This is a genomic window from Accumulibacter sp., assembly GCF_029255285.1.
Classification (GTDB): domain Bacteria; phylum Pseudomonadota; class Gammaproteobacteria; order Burkholderiales; family Rhodocyclaceae; genus Accumulibacter.
The window spans coordinates 11,203-29,938 of record NZ_JAPUVI010000109.1 but is presented as its reverse complement, the minus strand read 5'-3'; the positions used below and the strand labels follow the sequence as shown (position 1 = coordinate 29,938).

General features: G+C 63.3%; 13 protein-coding genes. 11 read left to right on the top strand and 2 right to left on the bottom strand.

What is annotated here, in order from left to right:
• Positions 1–10 precede the first annotated feature (10 nt).
• The gene (locus Q1M07_RS17560) at positions 11–1,861 is read right to left on the bottom strand and encodes an ABC transporter ATP-binding protein/permease (RefSeq protein WP_300456094.1); all 1,851 of its coding nucleotides are present in this window, start codon (positions 1,859–1,861) and stop codon (positions 11–13) included.
• Between the two features lie 214 nt (positions 1,862–2,075).
• Between Q1M07_RS17560 and Q1M07_RS17555 the strand changes: the two genes are divergently transcribed.
• The 9 genes from Q1M07_RS17555 (at position 2,076) to Q1M07_RS17515 (ending at position 15,374) form a co-directional block, all read left to right on the top strand.
• Complete coding sequence (locus Q1M07_RS17555) at positions 2,076–2,813, top strand: TetR/AcrR family transcriptional regulator (protein ID WP_300456091.1); 738 nt, start codon at positions 2,076–2,078, stop codon at positions 2,811–2,813.
• Between the two features lie 66 nt (positions 2,814–2,879).
• Positions 2,880–5,231, top strand: a complete 2,352-nt coding sequence (locus Q1M07_RS17550) for an acyl-CoA dehydrogenase (RefSeq protein WP_300456088.1) — start codon at positions 2,880–2,882, stop codon at positions 5,229–5,231.
• Between the two features lie 77 nt (positions 5,232–5,308).
• Positions 5,309–6,598: an acetyl-CoA C-acetyltransferase gene (locus Q1M07_RS17545; RefSeq protein ID WP_300456086.1), complete on the top strand. Its 1,290-nt coding sequence runs from the start codon at positions 5,309–5,311 to the stop codon at positions 6,596–6,598.
• 31 nt (positions 6,599–6,629) lie between these two features.
• Positions 6,630–8,558, top strand: coding sequence for a 3-hydroxyacyl-CoA dehydrogenase NAD-binding domain-containing protein (locus Q1M07_RS17540; protein WP_300456082.1), 1,929 nt, complete (start codon positions 6,630–6,632; stop codon positions 8,556–8,558).
• Positions 8,559–8,736: 178 nt separating this feature from the next.
• Complete coding sequence (locus tag Q1M07_RS17535) at positions 8,737–10,077, top strand: outer membrane protein transport protein (RefSeq protein WP_300456079.1); 1,341 nt, start codon at positions 8,737–8,739, stop codon at positions 10,075–10,077.
• Between the two features lie 219 nt (positions 10,078–10,296).
• Positions 10,297–12,687, top strand: a complete 2,391-nt coding sequence (locus tag Q1M07_RS17530; protein ID WP_300456076.1) for a 3-hydroxyacyl-CoA dehydrogenase/enoyl-CoA hydratase family protein — start codon at positions 10,297–10,299, stop codon at positions 12,685–12,687.
• A 21-nt stretch (positions 12,688–12,708) separates the two neighbouring features.
• The gene (locus Q1M07_RS17525; protein ID WP_300456073.1) at positions 12,709–13,911 is read left to right on the top strand and encodes an acetyl-CoA C-acyltransferase; all 1,203 of its coding nucleotides are present in this window, start codon (positions 12,709–12,711) and stop codon (positions 13,909–13,911) included.
• Positions 13,912–14,215: 304 nt separating this feature from the next.
• Positions 14,216–14,563: a hypothetical protein gene (locus Q1M07_RS17520; RefSeq protein WP_300456070.1), complete on the top strand. Its 348-nt coding sequence runs from the start codon at positions 14,216–14,218 to the stop codon at positions 14,561–14,563.
• A 232-nt stretch (positions 14,564–14,795) separates the two neighbouring features.
• On the top strand, positions 14,796–15,374 hold the full coding sequence (locus Q1M07_RS17515; RefSeq protein ID WP_300456067.1) for a DUF2802 domain-containing protein: 579 nt from the start codon (positions 14,796–14,798) through the stop codon (positions 15,372–15,374).
• Between the two features lie 38 nt (positions 15,375–15,412).
• Here Q1M07_RS17515 and Q1M07_RS17510 read toward each other — a convergent pair whose 3' ends face one another.
• A complete protein-coding gene (locus tag Q1M07_RS17510) occupies positions 15,413–15,751 on the bottom strand; it encodes a tetratricopeptide repeat protein (protein WP_300456064.1) in 339 nt (112 codons plus the stop codon).
• Positions 15,752–15,797: 46 nt separating this feature from the next.
• Here Q1M07_RS17510 and Q1M07_RS17505 point away from each other — a divergent pair, with 46 nt between their 5' ends.
• Both Q1M07_RS17505 and recG read left to right on the top strand, forming a co-directional pair.
• Entirely contained in the window at positions 15,798–16,181 is a 384-nt protein-coding gene (locus Q1M07_RS17505) for a RidA family protein (RefSeq protein ID WP_300456061.1), read from the top strand.
• Entirely contained in the window at positions 16,181–18,232 is a 2,052-nt protein-coding gene (recG, locus tag Q1M07_RS17500) for an ATP-dependent DNA helicase RecG (RefSeq protein ID WP_300456058.1), read from the top strand. Before Q1M07_RS17505 ends, recG begins: the two co-directional genes overlap by 1 nt.
• The last annotated feature ends 504 nt before the right edge of the window (positions 18,233–18,736 follow it).

Genomic DNA, 18,736 nt, shown 5'->3' with positions numbered 1-18,736 from the left:
TTTTCTTGCACTATGACGCCCTTGGCGGGTTGACGAAGGAATCACTTCTCGCACGCTCAGCGGGCTCCGTTTCTTCGAGTTGTTGCAGCGCCCACATCTGCGCATAGAGACCAGACACCTCGAGCAATTCAGCGTGTGTGCCGCGTTCGACGATGCGTCCGGCGTTCATGACCAGGATTTGATCGGCGTTCATTATCGTCGATAGGCGGTGAGCGATGACTAACGTAGTTCGCCCGCGCGCCGCGTTATCGAGACTTGACTGGATGGCCTTTTCGGTCTTGGAATCGAGCGCCGATGTGGCCTCGTCGAAGATCAGTACCGGCGGATTTTTGAGCAGCGCGCGAGCGATCGCCACCCGTTGCTTTTCGCCACCGGAGAGCTTCAGGCCGCGTTCGCCGACGCGTGTCTGATAGCCATCGGGCAGCATTTCGATGAATCCGGCAAGTTGTGCGGCTTCGGCCGCTGCCAGTACTTCGTCATGACTCGCCTGCGGTCGGCCATACTGGATGTTGTAGTAAATCGTGTCGTTGAACAGCACCGTATCCTGTGGGACGATGCCGATTGCGGCGCGCAGGCTGGTTTGCGTGAACCGCCGCAGATCGGCGCCATTGATCAGGATGCGGCCGGCGCTGACGTCGTAGAAGCGGTAAAGCAGGCGCGCCAGAGTGGATTTCCCCGAGCCAGACTCGCCGACGACCGCGACGGTGCGCCCGGCGGGTACGGAAAAGTCGACTTCGTCGAGGATCTGGCGGTTTGCGTCATAGGCGAAGTCGACCTTGGCAAAACGGATTTCCATTGGTCCGCGAGCCAAGGTGGAGGCGTCGGGCGCATCAGCGATTTCCCGGTTTACCGCAAGAAGATCGAACATCCGCTCGATGTCGGCCAGCGACTGCCGGATTTCCCGATAGACGACGCCGAGAAAATTCAGCGGCGCGTAGAGCTGAATCAAGAAGGCATTGACCAGCACCAGATCGCCTATCGTCATAGTTCCCGCGACGACACCGCTCGCTGCACGCCACATCATCGCTGTGACGCCAAGTGCGATGATCAGTTGCTGCCCTAGATTAAGCCAGGACAGGGATACCTGGCTTCTCGTCGCGGCCTCTTCCCACTGTTGCATCTGCCGATCGTAGCGTTGCGCCTCGTACTCCTCGTTGTTGAAGTACTTGACTGTTTCGTAGTTGAGTAAGCTATCGACGGCGCCCGTATTGGCCGCCGAATCCGCTTCGTTGGCCGTGCGCCGAATGCCTATGCGCCAGTTGCTGACCTTAATGGTGAACACGATATAGGCCGATAGCGAGGCAAGGGTGATGAGGACGAAGGAACTGTCGTAACGGGCAAACAGTATGGCCAGAACGAGCGCGATCTCGACCAGCGTCGGCAGGATCGAATACAGGGTGTAGTTGATCAGGCTGGCGATCGATCGGCTGCCGCGTTCGACATCGCGCGAGACGCCACCAGTCTGTCGCTGCAGATGGAAACGCAGGGAAAGCTCGTGCAAGTGTCGAAAGGCCTCGAGGGCGATGCGGCGAACGGCGCGCTGTGTGACGCGGGCGAAAAGAATCTCGCGTAACTCGGCGAACAGCGACGTCGAAAAGCGTAGAGTGCCGTAGAGCAACAACAGCATCGCCGGCAGCATCATTGCCTGCCGCGTGTTGCTCAGATCATCAATCATTTCCTTAAATATCAGAGGCACGCCGACATTGGCCAGCTTGGCAGAAAACAGACACGCCAGTGCCAGGAGGACGCGCCATTTGTGCTGCCACAGATAGGGGACGAGCTTGTTAAGAGTCGACCAAAGACGGGAATCGCCAATAGGCGCCCGATCGGCAGCGGCTGAACTTGTAACGGAGCGGCGCATGAGCGAGTTCCGGTCGATCGAGTCATTGATGTTTCGAGTATGCCCTGTTGCGGGCGAGTTGGCGCTCAAGGCTGATCGAAAAAGCACCAAAAAAACTTGCATTTCGTCCACCATGGCCCTAACATTAAAACGAACGTTTGAAATAGTGACAGACGTTTAGAGGTAGCTGTCATGTTCGCTTTTTGCTCGCCGACCTTCCAGCGACACCCATTTCATGCCCGATCAGAGAACCAATCACGATACGCGCGACCGCATCCTTGACGTCGCCGAACGCCTGTTCATGGAACATGGCTACGAGGCGACGTCGATGCGGATGATTACCGGTGCCGCCGAGGTCAATCTGGCGGCGGTGAATTACCATTTCGGGTCGAAGGAAGCGTTGTTGCGCGAGGTCTTCCGTCGTCGCCTGTCGTGGCTCAACCGCGAGCGCCTGGAAGTGCTCGACCGCCTAGAAGCGCAAGCCGGCGGCACACCGCTCAAACCATCGCAGATCCTCGAGGCATTCTTTGGCACTTTGCTACGCATGGGTGAGGACGAGTCGCTCGGCGGCATGACCTTCTTACGCCTGCTCGGTCGAACCTTGACCGACCCGGCCGAGTTCATTCGCCACTTCTTTGCCGGCGAATATGCTGAGGTGATCGACCGTTACAAGCGTGCCCTGTTTCGCGCTCTGCCCGACGTCCCACAAGCGGAGATTGTCTGGCGCTTGCATTTCATGCTTGGCGCGATGTCCTATGCCATAGCCGGTACCGACGTGCTGCAGGTGGTTACCGGTTGCGGATTGAGCGATTTGGCCGGCGAAAACGGTGCTCAGGGTCCGGGCGATACGGCACTGGCCAGGCGCCTGGCACAGCGGCTGATGCCGTTTCTGCTCGGAGGGCTGCGGGCGCCTTTGCCGCAGTTGCTCGATCCCTCGGGCAACCAACAAGAGTCGTCGCCCAAGACGGCCTGAAAGCACGAAATCCCGATCGAACGCGTCGGAACTCGAATCCCAAAACCAATGACAGGAGAACAGCAAATGGTCACAACGATCATCTCGATACTCATCGGGCTCACCCTCTTCAGCGTCGTCGTGCTGCTCAGCGTCCGCCCTCTGCGGCGGGCGCTGATCAGCCGGTCGGTATTCAAGACTTACAAGCGAATACTGCCGCCAATGTCGGACACCGAGCGTGAAGCGCTGGAAGCCGGGACCGTATGGTGGGACGGCGAGCTTTTTCGTGGTAACCCGGACTGGAACAAACTTCTCGCTTATCCGGTGCCGAAGCTGACTGCCGAAGAACAGTCCTTCATGGACAATGAGACCGAGCAGGCCTGTGCTCTGGTCGACGACTGGCAGGTGACCAGCGAGCTCTACGATCTCCCTCCGGCAGCGTGGCAGTACATCAAGGACAAGGGCTTCCTCGGCATGATTATCCCGAAGAAATACGGTGGCCTGGAATTCTCCGCCTACGCCCACTCGCAAATCGTTACCAAGCTGTCGACCCGCTGCTCCGCCTTGTCGGTGTCGGTGATGGTTCCAAACTCGCTCGGTCCGGCCGAACTCCTTTTGCACTACGGCACGGAAGCGCAGAAGAGTCACTTTCTGCCTCGCCTGGCCAAGGGGCTCGAGATTCCGGCCTTCGCGCTGACCAGCCCGTGGGCCGGTTCGGACGCGGCGTCGATCCCGGACGTCGGCATCGTCTGCAAGGGCGTCTGGCAGGGCAGGGAGGTGATCGGCATGCGCGTTACCTGGGACAAGCGCTATATCACGCTGGGTCCGGTGTGCACCATTCTCGGCCTGGCGTTTCATCTCTTCGACCCGGATGGCCTGTTGGGCAGCAAGAAGCATATCGGCATCACCTGCGCGCTGGTACCGCGCGATACGCCGGGCGCCGAGATCGGTCGCCGTCACTTCCCGCTGAACGCGATGTTCATGAACGGGCCGACGCGCGGCAAGGATGTATTTATGCCTTTGGACTACATCATCGGTGGCCCCGCAATGGTCGGCCAGGGCTGGCGCATGCTGATGGAGTGTTTGGCCGCCGGGCGCTCGATTTCGCTCCCATCTTCGAATACCGGCATGGCGCAGCTGACGGCGCGTACCGTTGGCGCTTACGCTAGGGTTCGCAGTCAGTTCAAGACGGCCATCGGCCGCTTCGAAGGTGTAGAGGAACCACTGACTCGGATCGGGGCCTACACCTACATGATGGACGCCGTGCGCAAGATGACGGCCGGCGCCATCGATCTCGGCGAGAAACCGTCGGTCGTGTCGGCGATCGCCAAGTACCACGTTACCGAGCGCGCTCGCCAAGTGGTCAACGACGGCATGGACATCGTTGGCGGCAAGGGAATCTGCCTTGGGCCGTCGAACTTCATCGGCCGGGCTTATCAGCAACTGCCGATCGGGATCACTGTCGAGGGTGCGAATATCCTGACGCGCAGCATGATTCTCTTCGGTCAGGGGGCGATCCGCTGCCATCCCTACGTGCTAAAGGAGATGAAGGCCGCCTTCGATCCAGACGGTGTCCAGGGCCTGCGGGATTTCGACGCCGCCCTGTTCGGTCACCTCGCTTATACGATCAGGCACGGATTTGGCGCTTTCTGGAAGGGGTTGACAGGTTCGAATTTTGTTTCGGCACCGACCGACGTGGCTGCCGAAACCCGGCGTTACTACCAGCAACTGACGCGATTCTCCTCGGCCTTCGCCTTCCTCGCCGACATCTCGATGCTCGTCCTCGGCGGCGAGTTGAAGCGCCGCGAGAAGCTATCGGCACGCCTGGGGGATATCCTTTCGATGCTTTACCTTTGCTCGGCGACGCTCAAGCGCTTCGAGTCGGAAGGGCGCCAGGCGGCGGACGCTCCGCTGATGCATTGGGCGATGTGGGACGCGATGTACAAGGCGCAAATGGCCTTCGATGGCGCAATCGCCAACTTCCCGGTGCGCTGGATTGGCCGCTGGCTGTACCGCGTCGTATTTCCTCTCGGTCACCCCTACGACGTACCGTCCGACCGCATTGGCCATCGGGTTGCCAAGTTGCTGATTGAACCCTCTGCCTCCCGCGATCGCCTGACCGCGGAAACGTATCTGCCGAAGACGGAGGGCGAAGCCGTGGGCGCGCTCGAACTGGCTCTCACGGCAACCATAGACGCCGAACCCATAGAAGCCAAGATCCGCGCCGCCGAGAAAAGCGGTGCGCTGACAAACAATCCCGAGGCCAACGTGCGCGATGTGGCGCATGCCGCCTTTGCCGCTGGGATCCTGACCCCGGCCGAGTACGCCGTACTCAAGCGGCGCAATGAGCTGCGGGACATCGTCATCAGAGTGGACGATTTTCCGCACGATCTCGGTCGTAGCCGACAGCAGCCACCGATCCACAAAGCGGCGGCCTAGGCGGCGTTCCACGCGCGGCGGCGCTCTGCCGCTGCGCAGTCGGGTGCGGATCAGGATCTGCGGAAGAAGGAGAAAAAGTGGGATTCGAACCCGTATATGTCGTGGACGGCGCCCGAACGCCATTCCTCAAGGGGCGCAACGCGCCTGGCCCGTTTACAGCGGGTGATCTGGCTGTCCAGGCCGGGCGTGCGCTGTTGATCCGTCAGTCCTTTGCGCCGACCGACCTCGACGAGGTCATTCTCGGTTGTGTCAGTCCCTCGCCCGACGAAGTGAATATCGGTCGGGTGGTGGCTTTGCGGCTCGGCTGTGGTCACCAGGTGCCGGCCTGGACGGTGATGCGCAACTGTGCCAGCGGCATGCAGGCGCTCGACTCGGCGATCGCCAACATCCAGAACGGGCGGTCGCAACTGGTTCTGGCGGGCGGGGTAGATGCCTTGTCGCATGCGCCGCTGCTGTACTCCGAGACGATGGTGCGTTGGTTTGCCGAGATGATGCAGGCGCGAACGATCGGCCAGAAGATGGCCGGCTTCACCCGCCTGCGGCCTGCTCAGTTGTTATCGCCGGTGATCGGCCTGCTCAAAGGACTGACCGACCCGGTCATTGGACTGCTGATGGGACAAACCGCGGAGAACCTCGCCTGGCGCTTCGGCATAACGCGCGAGCAGATGGACCAGTACAGTGTGCGCAGCCACCACAGAGCCGCCGCCGCTCGGGTCGATGGACAGTTCGGCGAGATCGTGCCGCTGGTCGATGCCAAGGGTACGGTTTACGGCGCCGATGACGGCGTGCGCCCGGATTCGAATCTGGCCGCGCTGGCCAGGCTCAAGCCGTTTTTTGACCGCAAGCACGGCCGCGTCACGCCGGGAAACAGCTCGCAGATCACCGATGGCGCCGCTTGGCTGATCCTTGCTTCGCAGGCAGCGGTCGACCAGTGGCGCTTGACCCCGCTCGGCAGGATCACCGACAGTCAATGGGCGGGCCTCGACCCGGCACAGATGGGGCTGGGTCCGGTACACGCCGTGACACCGATCCTGCAGCGGAATCGACTCGGACTGGCCGACATCGATCTGTGGGAAATCAACGAAGCCTTCGCGGCGCAGGTTCTTGGTTGCCTTGCCGCCTGGGAGTCTGACGACTACTGCCAGGCGGAACTGGGCCTCTCGGGTGCCGCCGGATCGCTGTCTCAGGAGCGTCTCAATGTCGATGGTGGCGCCATTGCGCTCGGTCACCCGGTCGGTGCCTCGGGAGCGCGCATCGTGCTGCACCTGCTTAATGCCTTGCGCGCTGCCGAGGCCAGGCGTGGCATCGCGGCGATCTGCGTCGGTGGCGGACAGGGTGGCGCGATGCTCGTTGACATCGGCGCCTGACGGTCATCCAACGTGCGGGAAAAGAAAGATCATGAACATCCATTCCAGCAGCTACCAGCACTGGCGGCTCGAAATCAGCGCCGAAGGCGTCGTCTGGGCGACGCTGGACAGGCTCGGCGAGTCGGCCAATACATTATCGACGGCCGTCATGAGCGAGCTCTCGGCGATGCTCGATCAGTTCGACCGCTGTCCGCCGAAAGGGCTGATTTTCCGCTCCGGAAAATCAGCCGGTTTCATCGCCGGCGCCGATATTGAGGAGTTCACGCAGATTGACACGCCGGAGAAAGGGGTCGACCTGGTGGCGCGCGGCTGGCGGCTTTTCAACCGTCTGGCGGGTGTCTCCTATCCGACGCTGGCGCTCGTTCGTGGTCACTGCCTGGGTGGTGGTCTCGAACTGGCGCTGGCCTGCCGCTATCTGCTGGCGGTTGACGAAGCTGCGACCCGGATGGGCCTGCCGGAAGTCATGCTGGGTATCGTCCCAGGTTGGGGTGGAATTTTGCGCCTGCCCGAGCGCATCGGTCCGCAGGCTGCTCTCGACATGATGCTCACTGGCCGCACGATCGATGCCCAGAAGGCCAAACGCCTCGGCCTGGCGGACGACTGTGTACCGGCGCGGGTAATGGACAACGCTGCCGCGTCGCTGGTTCTCGCCGATCGGCCGCGTCGTCGCCCGCCGCTGCTGCAGCGCCTGCTCAACGGACCGTTCAAGGGTTTGGTCGCGGCCAGTGCGCGCAAGCAACTGGCCAGGCGAGCGCGTGCGGAGCACTATCCGGCACCTTATGCCATCATCGAACTATGGGTGCGGCACCACGGTAACGCGCTGGACGCACCGGAACTGATCGGTCAGCTTTTTCGATCACCGACGGCACGTAATCTGATGCGCGTGTACTTCCTGCGGGAGCGCCTCAAGGGCTTCGGCAAGGCCTCGCGTTTTCAGGCGCAACGCGTGCATGTCGTCGGCGCCGGCGTGATGGGCGGCGACATTGCCGCCTGGTGCGCGCTGCGCGGGCTGACTGTCACACTGCAGGACCAGGGCATGGAACGTATCGCGCCGGCGCTACAGCGGACCTACGCCGTCTGGCGCCAGCGCATGCGCGAGCCGCGCGAACTGCGTAACGCCATGGATAGACTGATTCCCGATCCTGAAGGGCACGGCGCACGTCAGGCCGATGTGGTGATCGAAGCTATTTTCGAGAACCTCGAGGCCAAACGCGAGCTGCTCCAGCATCTCGACGCTGTGATCAGGCCGGACGCCGTGCTGGCGACCAATACCTCGAGCCTCCGGATCGAGGATCTGCGAGTGGGGATGAGCCGACCCGGGCGTCTGATCGGCATTCATTTTTTCAACCCGGTGGCGAAGATGCCGCTGGTCGAAGTCGTTGCCGCCGCCGACGCTGATCCGGAGATGCTCGGGCGCGGTGCCGCCTTCGTCAGGCAAATCGACCGCCTCCCCCTACCCGTCGCCAGTGCCCCGGGTTTCCTCGTCAACTCGGTTCTCGGCCCTTACATGCTCGAAGCGATGCGTGCGGTCGACGAGGGGCTGGCGCCCGAGACGGTGGATGCCGCGATGCTCGATTTCGGCATGCCGATGGGGCCGATCGAACTGGTCGATATGGTCGGGCTCGACGTCGCGATGGCGGCTGGCAAGAGCCTTGCTGGTGCCGGCGCGACGCCGCCCGCCTGTTTGCGTGACCGCTTCAGCGCCGGTCGCCTGGGCAGGAAGAGCGGCCAGGGGTTCTACGAGTATCGCCAAGGCAGGCCGGTCAAGGGTGCGGCGGGTACGGTGCCGAACGGTCTGGCGGACCGTCTCGTCATGCCTTTGCTGGAGCGTACGCAACGCCTGGTGGCCGAGGGAGTCGTAGCGGACGCTGACTTGGCCGACGCCGGCGTCATTTTCGGCACCGGTTTTGCACCCTTCACCGGCGGACCATTGCATTACCTGAAGACCCGCACTGGCTGACTCGCTTGCCAAAAGTCGGGCAAGTGTTGTGATAATCCAACATGGCGAGTTATGACGGCGACCAATACTGGTGCGACTGAAGATATTTCCCTCGAGCCGTTTTAGGATAGGCTGGCAAAACGCTTTTGACGAGTGGTGGAAAAGCCACAACTGGATCCTATTCGAGGGGGAATTCAAAATGTCGCCACAGATTTCGATGAAATTGGTACCGGCGCTGCTGCTAGCCGTTTTTTCCGGCGGGGCGAGCGCCTCGGGTTTTCAGTTGCTCGAGCAGGGCAGCGGTCTGGGCAACGCGTATGCCGGTTCGGCCGCTAAATCCAACGATGCCAGCACCGTCTATTGGAACCCGGCGGGAATGACGCAATTGCAGGGCCGCGCGGTGTCGGGTGGTCTGACGGCAGTAAAGACCAGTTTCAAGTTCAATGACCAGGGTTCGCAGGTCGGCGAGTTCGGCCCCGCTGGGCCGCTGGGCGCTGGCAATGGCGGTGACGCCGGCGGCTGGGGCTTTATTCCCAATGCCTATCTGTCATGGGCGCTGAGCAAGGACCTTTATGTCGGTCTGGGTATTGGCGCCCCCTTTGGCCTAACCACCAAGTATGACGATCCGTGGCGCGGCAGTGCGCAGTCGAACGAGTTCGACATCAAGACGCTGAACATCAATCCGTCGATTGCCTTCCGGGTCAATGAAGTGGTTTCGCTGGGAGCCGGACTGAACTGGCAGAAGATCAGCGCCGAGTATTATCGCCAGGTGGCGATCAGCAGCTCGGCGAGGTTTGGCGCCTTACCTCGGGTGAGATCGCACATGAGCATCGACGACGATGCCTGGGGCTGGAATATCGGTGCCCTCTTCACGCTGTCGCCGGCTACCAAGGTAGGTTTGTCGTATCGCTCTACCATCCAGTATCACACCGATGGAAAAGTCAAGCTGAATAGCGATGGCTCGCCAGCTGGCAACCTTACCGCCAGTGCTCTGAGCACTGCCGGTGGCGCAAGCAAGGTCAAGGCCGACCTCGAGGTGCCGGATACCTTTATTCTCAGTGTCAGCCAGAAGCTGAGCGATCGCTGGGAACTGCTGGGCGATGTGTCGTGGACGGGTTGGAGTTCGATCAAGAACGTCGACATCTATCGCACGTCGGGACCGCAAAGCGGTGCCCTGGCGCAGACCCTGGATGCGAATTTTCAGAATACCTACCGTGTCGCCTTGGGCGCCAACTACACGCTTTCGGAGGCGCTAAAGCTGCAATTCGGTCTGGCCTACGATCAAACGCCGGTCAAGAACGCAACCAGTCGCTTGACCTCGCTGCCGGATAATGACCGGACCTGGTTCACTATCGGGGCGCAATGGAAGCCGGCTAAGGAGCAGACGCTCGAACTGGGCTTGGCCTATCTGTATGTCAAGGATCCGAGCATCTACAAGAACGAGACCACGGCGAATCCGCTGACCAATCGCGGGACCGTTATCGGCGATTACGACGCAAGCGTCTGGATTATGGGAGCGCAGTATTCGCTGGCCTTCTGATCGCGCAGAGCGGTTTCTCCAAGTCGAGCCCCGGTTTTCCGGGGCTTTTTTTTGCTCACGACCTGGATAGCCGCTGCCCGCGTCAAGCGTTCCGGGACGTTTTCGCCTTGACGGGCCAAACGGAGCCCGTATAATTCAAACGTTCGTTTGAGTCGTTTGTGCAGAACGGCTACGGGATGTTCCTGGCGAACGCAACCCAGACCATAACAGGAGAACAGCTTGAGCAACTTCATCGTACGCAGGGCCGCCGTGCTCGGAGCAGGCGTGATGGGTGCGCAGATCGCCGCACACCTCGCGAATGCCGAAGTGCCGGTGGTGCTTTTCGATTTGCCGGCCAAGGACGGCGATCCCAACCGGATCGTCGGGCAAGCCATTGACGCGCTTCGCAAGCTCGAGCCGTCGCCATTGGCGAGCCAGGACCGCGTGACCTACATCGACGCCGCCAACTACTCACAACACCTCGACCAACTGCGGGATTGCGACCTGATCATCGAAGCGATCGCCGAGAAGATGGAATGGAAAGACGATTTGTATCGTCTGATCGGTCCGTTCGTCTCGCCGTCGGCGATCGTCGCTTCCAACACCTCGGGCTTGTCGATCGAGCGCCTGTCGCAAGGGGTTCCGGAAACGCTGCGGCCACGCTTCTGCGGCGTACATTTCTTCAACCCGCCGCGCTACATGCCTCTGGTCGAGCTCATCGCCGCCCGGAGCACCGATCCGTCGCTGCTCGACGATCTCGAATCGTGGCTTGTTTCGCGTCTTGGCAAGAGCGTCGTGCGTGCCCTCGACACGCCGAACTTCGTTGCCAACCGCGTCGGCGTCTTCTCCATACTGGCGGTCATGCACCACACGCAGCGCCTCGGGCTGGGCTTCGACGTCGTCGATTCGCTCACCGGGCCGATCATCGGGCGTCCGAAAAGCGCCACCTATCGCACCGCCGACGTGGTCGGTCTCGACACCCTGGCGCATGTCGTCAAGACCATGCAGGATACCCTTCCGGACGACCCATGGCACGCCTACTACCGCGTGCCGGCCTGGCTGGCGGCGTTGATCGGCCGAGGCGCGCTGGGCCAGAAGACGCGTGCCGGCATTTTCCGCAAGGACGGTCGGGCGATCAAGGTGCTCGACCTGACCTTGCAGGACTATCGCGACAGCGCCGGCGCGATCGATCCGACCGTGCTGGCGATCCTCGAGAATCGTTCTCCGGCCGAGAAGTTTGCTCAGTTGCGGAATAGCGGGCATCCGCAGGCGCAGTTCCTCTGGGCGATTTTCCGCGACATTTTCCACTACGTCGCTTTCCATCTTGCCGACATCGCCGACAACGCCCGTGACCTCGATTGCGCCATGCGTTGGGGCTTCGGCTGGGCGCAGGGCCCATTCGAAAGCTGGCAGGCCGCCGGCTGGCAAACGATTGCCGAGGCCGTACAGGCCGATATCGACGCCGGTCGGACGATGAGCCAGGTGCCGCTCCCCGCCTGGGTCTTCGGTCCGGTGGCGCAGCTCGGTGTGCACACCGCACAGGGTTCGTATTCGGCGAGCGCCGACAGCTACCGGCCACGCTCGACGCTGCCGGTCTATAAGCGCCAGATCTTTCCAGAGCGCGTCCTTGGCGAGGGACCGCTCATGGTCGGCACGACGGTATGGGAAAACGCGGGTCTTCGCCTGTGGACCCTGCCGCAGATCGACCAGGGCATTGCCATCCTCAGCGTCACGACGCGCAACCATACGCTTGGTCGCGACGTGATCGTCGGTCTACCGGAAGCCATCGCTCGTGCCGAGGCCGACTATCAGGGGCTCGTGCTGTGGCACGAGGCTCCCTTTGCCTACGGTGCCAACCTCAAGGAAGTGACGCAGGCGATCGCCGACGGCGAATTCGAGCTGCTCGAAGGCTACGTTGCCGACTTTCAGAAGGCTTCGATGTGTCTGAAGTATGCCAAGCTGCCGGTGATTGCGGCGGTGCAGGGGATGGCGCTTGGTGGGGGCTGCGAGTTTCTGATGCATGCCACGAGCCGGGTCATCGCGCTCGAGAGCTATATCGGCCTGGTCGAAGCAGGAGTCGGTCTGATTCCCGCTGGCGGCGGCTGCAAGGAGTTTGCCATCCGCGCCGCGCAGTCGGCGGCGAAGACGGCTGGCAACGATCCTTTCGAATTCATCCAGCCGGTTTTCATGACCATCGCCATGGCCAAGGTGTCGAAAAGCGGCGTGCAGGCCAGGGAACTCGGCTTCGCTCTCGAGTCGGACAAGATCGTCCTCAACGCCAAGGAACTGCTCTACGTGGCGCTGCGCGAGGCGCGTGGGCGGGCCGAGGCGGGCTACTACCCGCGCCTGTCGCCGCGTGGTGTCAAGGTCGCCGGTCGTACGGGCATCGCCAACTGCGAACTGATGCTCGCCAACATGAAAGAGGGCGGCATGATTTCGGCGCACGATTATGCCGTGGCGAAGGCCGCGGCAACAGCACTATGCGGCGGCGACATCGAAACCGGCTCGCTGGTCGACGAGCAGTGGTTGCTGACCGTCGAGCGCAAGCTTTTCGTCGAGCTGCTGAAGAACCCGAAAACCCAGCAGCGTATCCAGCACATGCTGGACACCGGCAAGCCGTTGCGCAACTAGAGCGAGCAAGGAGAAGAAATCATGAGCAAACAGATTCAGGATGCCTATATCGTTGCCGCGACGCGCCTGCCGGTCGGGCGGCGCAAGGGAATGCTGGGCCACGTTCGGCCGGACGACATGCTGGCGCACGCCATCCGGTCGGTCATGGCGCAGGCGCCGCGGCTCGACCCGGCGCTGGTTGGCGATGTCATCGTTGGCTGCGCGATGCCCGAGGCCGAGCAGGGAATGAACGTCGCCCGCATCGGCCTGCTGCTGGCCGGTCTGCCGAATACGGTCCCCGGATTTACGGTCAATCGCTTTTGTGCTTCCGGCCTGCAGGCGGTGGCGATTGCCGCCGACCGCATCCGGCTCGGCGAAGCCGACGTGATGATCGCGGCGGGGACAGAAACGATGTCCTTGATGAACCAGATCATGGGCAACAAGATTGCGCTGAACCCGGCGATCTTCGAGCATGAGGAGAACTACTCGATTGCCTACGGGATGGGAATCACCGCCGAGAAGGTCGCCGCGCAATGGAAGATATCGCGCGAAGACCAGGACGCCTTCGCCGTCGCCTCGAACCAGAAGGCTTGCGCGGCCATCGCCGCCGGCCACTTCGCCGCCGAAATCTCGCCGTACCCGGTCAAAGCGCGCGTGCCGAACCTGCGCACCGGCGAAGTGAGCGTCCAGGAGTTCCTGGCCGAAAAGGACGAAGGGCCACGCTCCGACAGCCGCGTCGAGGGGCTCGCCAGACTACGCCCGGCATTCGCCGCCCGCGGCTCGGTGACGGCGGGCAACAGTTCGCAGATGTCCGACGGCGCCGCCGCCGTGCTGCTCGTCTCGGAGAGAATCGCCCAACAGTTCGATCTCAAGCCGCTGGCACGCTTCGTCGCCTACTCGGTCGCCGGAGTGGCGCCCGAAGTGATGGGCATCGGACCGCTGGAAGCCATTCCGCGTGTCCTCGAGCGCGCCGGAATCCGGCAAGACGAGGTGGATTGGATCGAACTCAACGAAGCGTTTGCCGCGCAGTCGCTGGCCGTCATGCGCACGCTCGAGCTCGACCCGGCCAAGGTCAACCCGCTCGGCGGAGCGATTGCGCTTGGCCACCCGCTCGGCGCGACCGGGGCGATCCGGACCGCGACTCTGGTGCATGGCCTGCAGCGCACGCGACAGCGTTACGGCATGGTGACGATGTGCGTCGGCACCGGCATGGGCGCGGCCGGATTGTTCGAATCGATTCGGTAATTCACCGCTCGAACTGGTGGGAATTCCCGCCCATTTCCTGGGCGGGGATTCGTTCCGTTTTGGGGTGGCGCCACTCCGTACTAGTACCGAGTGGCGGGTAGTTTTCCGGATTGCGCGGCGGCGGGCGCCCGTCTACTCTTCACTTTGCCCGGACTGCCAGCATGGTTCGGGTGATTCGATCCAAAACTGGCCATGCCCCAGGCCATCTCGAGCAGCGAGCCGTATTCTCGCCGCGGCGAGCGGCAGCGCGGGGCATCGCGCGTGCTGGATCATGATTTTCCCGCAGTATCCGAGGAGTTACAGCATGAAAGTACCGAAACTTCTTCCGTGGATTGCCCGCAAGGCCGGTATCAGCGACCAGGTGGCGCTCGACTTGTGGCATCGCGCGGCCGGCGAGGCCGAAGCGATGACCGGTGGCCGCCACGGTTCGGAGTTCTATGGCTTGGCGATCGACTTTCTGGTCGACCTCGCGGAGATCGAGGGTAATCGCCGCATCCGGCGGGCGACGACAGCCAGCGAGACGCCCGTTTCCTGGTTGTGGTCGCACCAGAACCGGCTGTCGAAAATGAACCTGATGACGGTGCACAACTTCTTCAGGCTGTGGCAATTGAATCTACATGGCTTCTTCGAGCCCCATCAGCACGCCGGCTGATGGGCCGCTGACGGGCCCGTATCCTCCTGCCATCGACCGCGGAGCCTGCCACCGGTCGGCCGCGCCTTGGTGCCCCGATGTGCGCTGGCCGGCTTCGCTTTCCCCGGCATAAGCGGGAGCGGCAGAGAATTCCTCTGGCCGGAAGTCTCTCCTGGCAACCTCGCAAGATGCGGTTCGGCCGCTGCCAAGTGTCTGGCATAATGTCTGCCGGACACCGTGACAGAGGCGCGCTATGGATCTCGAGCTGCTGGGCAGTGTGGGCTGGGGCGAAGGTTTGATTGCGGCGCTTATCGCGCTGCTCGTCCTTTTTATCGTCGTCATCTTCTTACGCCTGCGGCGCCTGCAGCGCCAGCTACGGGCGGCCGCGGTTCAGCCGCTGGTTGGGCAGACGGCCGTCGCGGCCTATGCTGCCGTGCAGGAACCGGCGCCAAGCGTCGTGCCCCCCGCTCCGGTGATGCCCGTTGCCGCGCCGCCGCCGGTTGCCGCCGACGAACCCGAATTTCCCTGGAACGAGCCGCCGGCCGAGATTCCCGGCAAGGAACTGATCGACGCGTTGCAGCGCGAAGTCTACCAACTGCGTTGCGAGGTCGACGAGATGCGAGCCGAGGTGCTCGCCGCTCGCGAAGACCTGCGGCGGCAGTTGGCGCAGTCGGAGAGCGCCGTGCAGGCGTCTTCGCCGCTCTACAACGACGCGATGCAGATGGCGGTCCAGGGACACGACGCGACGACCATCGCTCACCATTGCGGCATTGCTCGGGCCGAAGCGGACCTCGTCGTGGCGCTGGCGCGCAATCGCAAAGAAGGTCTGTGAGGAAGCTGCCGGACTTTCCCGTCGCGGTCGACGACCGGTCAGCCGTCGGTGTCTGCCATCTGCCGGCGCAGCCGCCGGGCAAAGACGGCCATTTCCTTGGCCGCCTGGCGGTCGCCTTTCGCTTCCGCGACGGCGATTCCACGCTCATAGGCGGCTAGCGCTTCGGCGTGCTGACCGCTTTGGTCGAGCGCTTTGCCGAGGAGCTTCCAGGCGGCAGACAAAGTGGCGTCGCGCTCGATCGCCGCGCGCAGGTGGGCGGCAGCCTGTTCGCCGTTGCCGGCCTTCAGATACTCGTTGCCCAGCGCGTAGCGCAGCAGCGCCCCGTCACGCGGGCCGTCGAGCAGCTTCTCGAAGCTGGCGATGATCGTGCTCGTCATTTAGTATCTCCCGTTTTCAACACGACCTATTGTAGAGGACAGGATCATGACGAGAACGATCATTTCGACGCCTCAGGCGCCAGCCGCCATCGGTACTTACTCGCAGGCCGTCCGGGTGGGCGATACGATCTATCTTTCGGGCCAGATCGGCCTCGATCCGTCTAACATGCTGCTGGCGGACGGGATAGCGGCGCAGATCGTGCGCGTATTCGAGAACCTCAAGGCCGTCGCCGAAGCGGCCGGTGGTTCGCTGGCCGATGTCGTCAAGCTCAACGTCTATCTCACCGACCTGACGCACTTCAAGACGGTCAACGAAGTGATGGGCCGCTACTTCTCGCCGCCTTTCCCGGCGCGTGCCGCGGTCGGCGTTGCCGCTCTGCCGCGCGATGCCCTGGTCGAGGCCGATGCGGTGATGGTGATCGACGGCTGATGCCGGCCGCGGATGCCATCGATGCCCCGCCAGCCATCCGCAACCGACTGCGCAAGCTGGGCCTCGAGCGGTGCGTCGATCTCGTCTTGCATTTGCCCTTGCGCTACGAGGACGAGACGCGGCTGAGCGCGATCGTCGACGCGCCGCGTGGCATTCCAGTACAGATCGAGGCACGGATCCTCGAAGTTACCGTCCAGCAGGCGCCGCGCCGTCAGCTCGTGGCTCGGCTCGGCGATGCGGCGGCGTCGGGTGGCGTCCTCTGGCTGCGCTTTCTGAGTTTCTACGGTAGCCAGAAGAGCGGGCTCGAGGCGGCGCGCGACCAAGGCCGCCGGCTGCGCGTCTTCGGCGAGATTCGCGACGGCTTTCTCGGCCCGGAGATGATTCATCCGCGCTACCGGGTGCTGGCCGACGATGAACCGCTGCCGCGCTCGCTGACGCCCGTCTATCCGACGACGGGTGGGGTGTCGCAGGGCACGCTGCGCCGCTTGATCGGTCGCGCCTTGGACACCGTCGACCTCGCCGATCTGTTCGACGACGCTTGGTGTCGCCGCCATTCTCTGCCGACCCTCGCGGCGGCGCTGACGCTGCTGCACTCGCCACCGCCAGCGGTCGAACAGGCCGAGTTGCAGGCGCGCCGCCATCCCGCCTGGCGACGAATCAAGTTTGACGAACTGCTGGCGCAACAACTCTCGCTGCGCCGCGCCTGGCTGGCTGGCCGAAGCCGTGGAGCGCCGGCCCTCGCCGGCGGCGGCCGCCTCGCCGGTCGTCTCGAAGCGGCGCTGCCGTTTGCCCTGACCGGCGCGCAGCGGCGGGTCGCCGCCGAGATCGCCGCCGATCTGGCGCAGCCGCACCCGATGCAGCGCCTCTTGCAGGGCGATGTCGGCAGTGGCAAGACGATAGTCGCGGCACTGGCCGCCTGCCAGGCGATCGAGGCCGGTTATCAAGCGGCCTTCATGGCGCCCACCGAAATCCTTGCCGAGCAGCATTACCTGAAGCTGCACGCCTGGTTCGCGCCGTTGGGCGTCGAAGTCGTCTGGCTGGCCGGCGGTCTGACGAAAAAGAACCGGCAGGCGAAGCAGCAACAAGCCGCGACGACGGCGCAACTGATCGTCGGGACGCATGCCCTGATCCAGGAAAGCGTCGATTTCGCCCGCCTCGGACTGGTCATCATCGATGAGCAGCATCGCTTCGGCGTCGTACAGCGGCTCGCCTTGCGGCACAAGGGCGCCAATCCACACCAGTTGATGATGTCGGCGACGCCGATTCCGCGCACGCTGGCGATGAGCTACTACGCCGACCTTGATGTCTCGGTGATCGACGAACTCCCGCCGGGCCGTTCGCCGGTGCGTACGCGCCTGTTCTCGCAGACACGCCGCGCCGAAGTCACCGCCGCGGTGCGCGCCGTCGTCGCCTGTGGCCGGCAGGTTTACTGGGTCTGCCCGTTGATCGAGGAGTCCGCCAAGCTCGAACTGCAGGCGGCGCTCGATACCTGGGCCGCGCTGACCGACGAACTGGCTGGGCTGCGCATCGGCCTGCTGCACGGTCGCCTGAGGAGCGACCAAAAAGCGGCCGTGATGGCCGCCTTCGTGGCTGGCGAGATCGATCTGCTGGTCGCCACGACGGTCATCGAAGTCGGTGTCGACGTCGCCAACGCCAGCCTGATGGTCATCGAACATGCGGAACGCTTCGGGCTTTCGCAGCTCCACCAGTTGCGCGGGCGGGTCGGACGCGGCGCGCACGACTCGCTTTGCGTACTGCTCTACCAGCAACCGCTGTCGCGTACCGCTCGGGCGCGGCTGAAGATCATCTTCGAAAACGACGACGGTTTCGAGATCGCCAAACACGACCTGTGCCTGCGTGGTCCTGGCGAGTTCATCGGGTGCCGCCAGTCGGGTGTACCCCTGTTGCGCTACGCCGATCTCGATGCCGACGCCGATCTGGTCGGACTGGCGCAGACGACGGCCGTCCAGTGGCTGCGCGACGATCCCGCACGGGTCAGGCGTCACCTCCAGCGCTGGCTCGGCGAGCGCGAGGATCTGTTGAAAGCCTGAAACCCGCCTCAGAAGGCCGCTGACGCAGCCCGATCACGTATTCCTCTGGTGGCTGATGCCCATGCCGCCGGATGACGTCCATAGTGTCGCGAACCGTCACCCGCTCGGGTCGCTTGCGGTGCCAACCGCTCGTGGTAACCCCTGGACCTGTTGGTGCCCAGTCGACTGGAGTAGGCTGAGCGCCTTTGTCGCTGGCCAGACACCTCTCTGCTGCTGGCCTTGGACGCGGCCATCCGGGCGGCGCGAGCCGGCGACACGGACGGGGCTTCGCCGTCGCTACCGACGCACAAGCTCGCCGAGCAGTCGCACAGGCGCTGGCCGAGATCGGCCAGTCGGTGAGCGCATCCGCTCGCGGTGTCGAAATCACGTCCGCCTGCGTTCTGCGGTGCCGAGCTTCCACCGCTATGGCACGGTCGTCCGACACGCCGCCTGGCAAGCCCGTGCCGCCTACCGGCGAGGGTCGCGAAGTGGCGCCAGTGATGACCTTGCGCTATGATTGCGCAA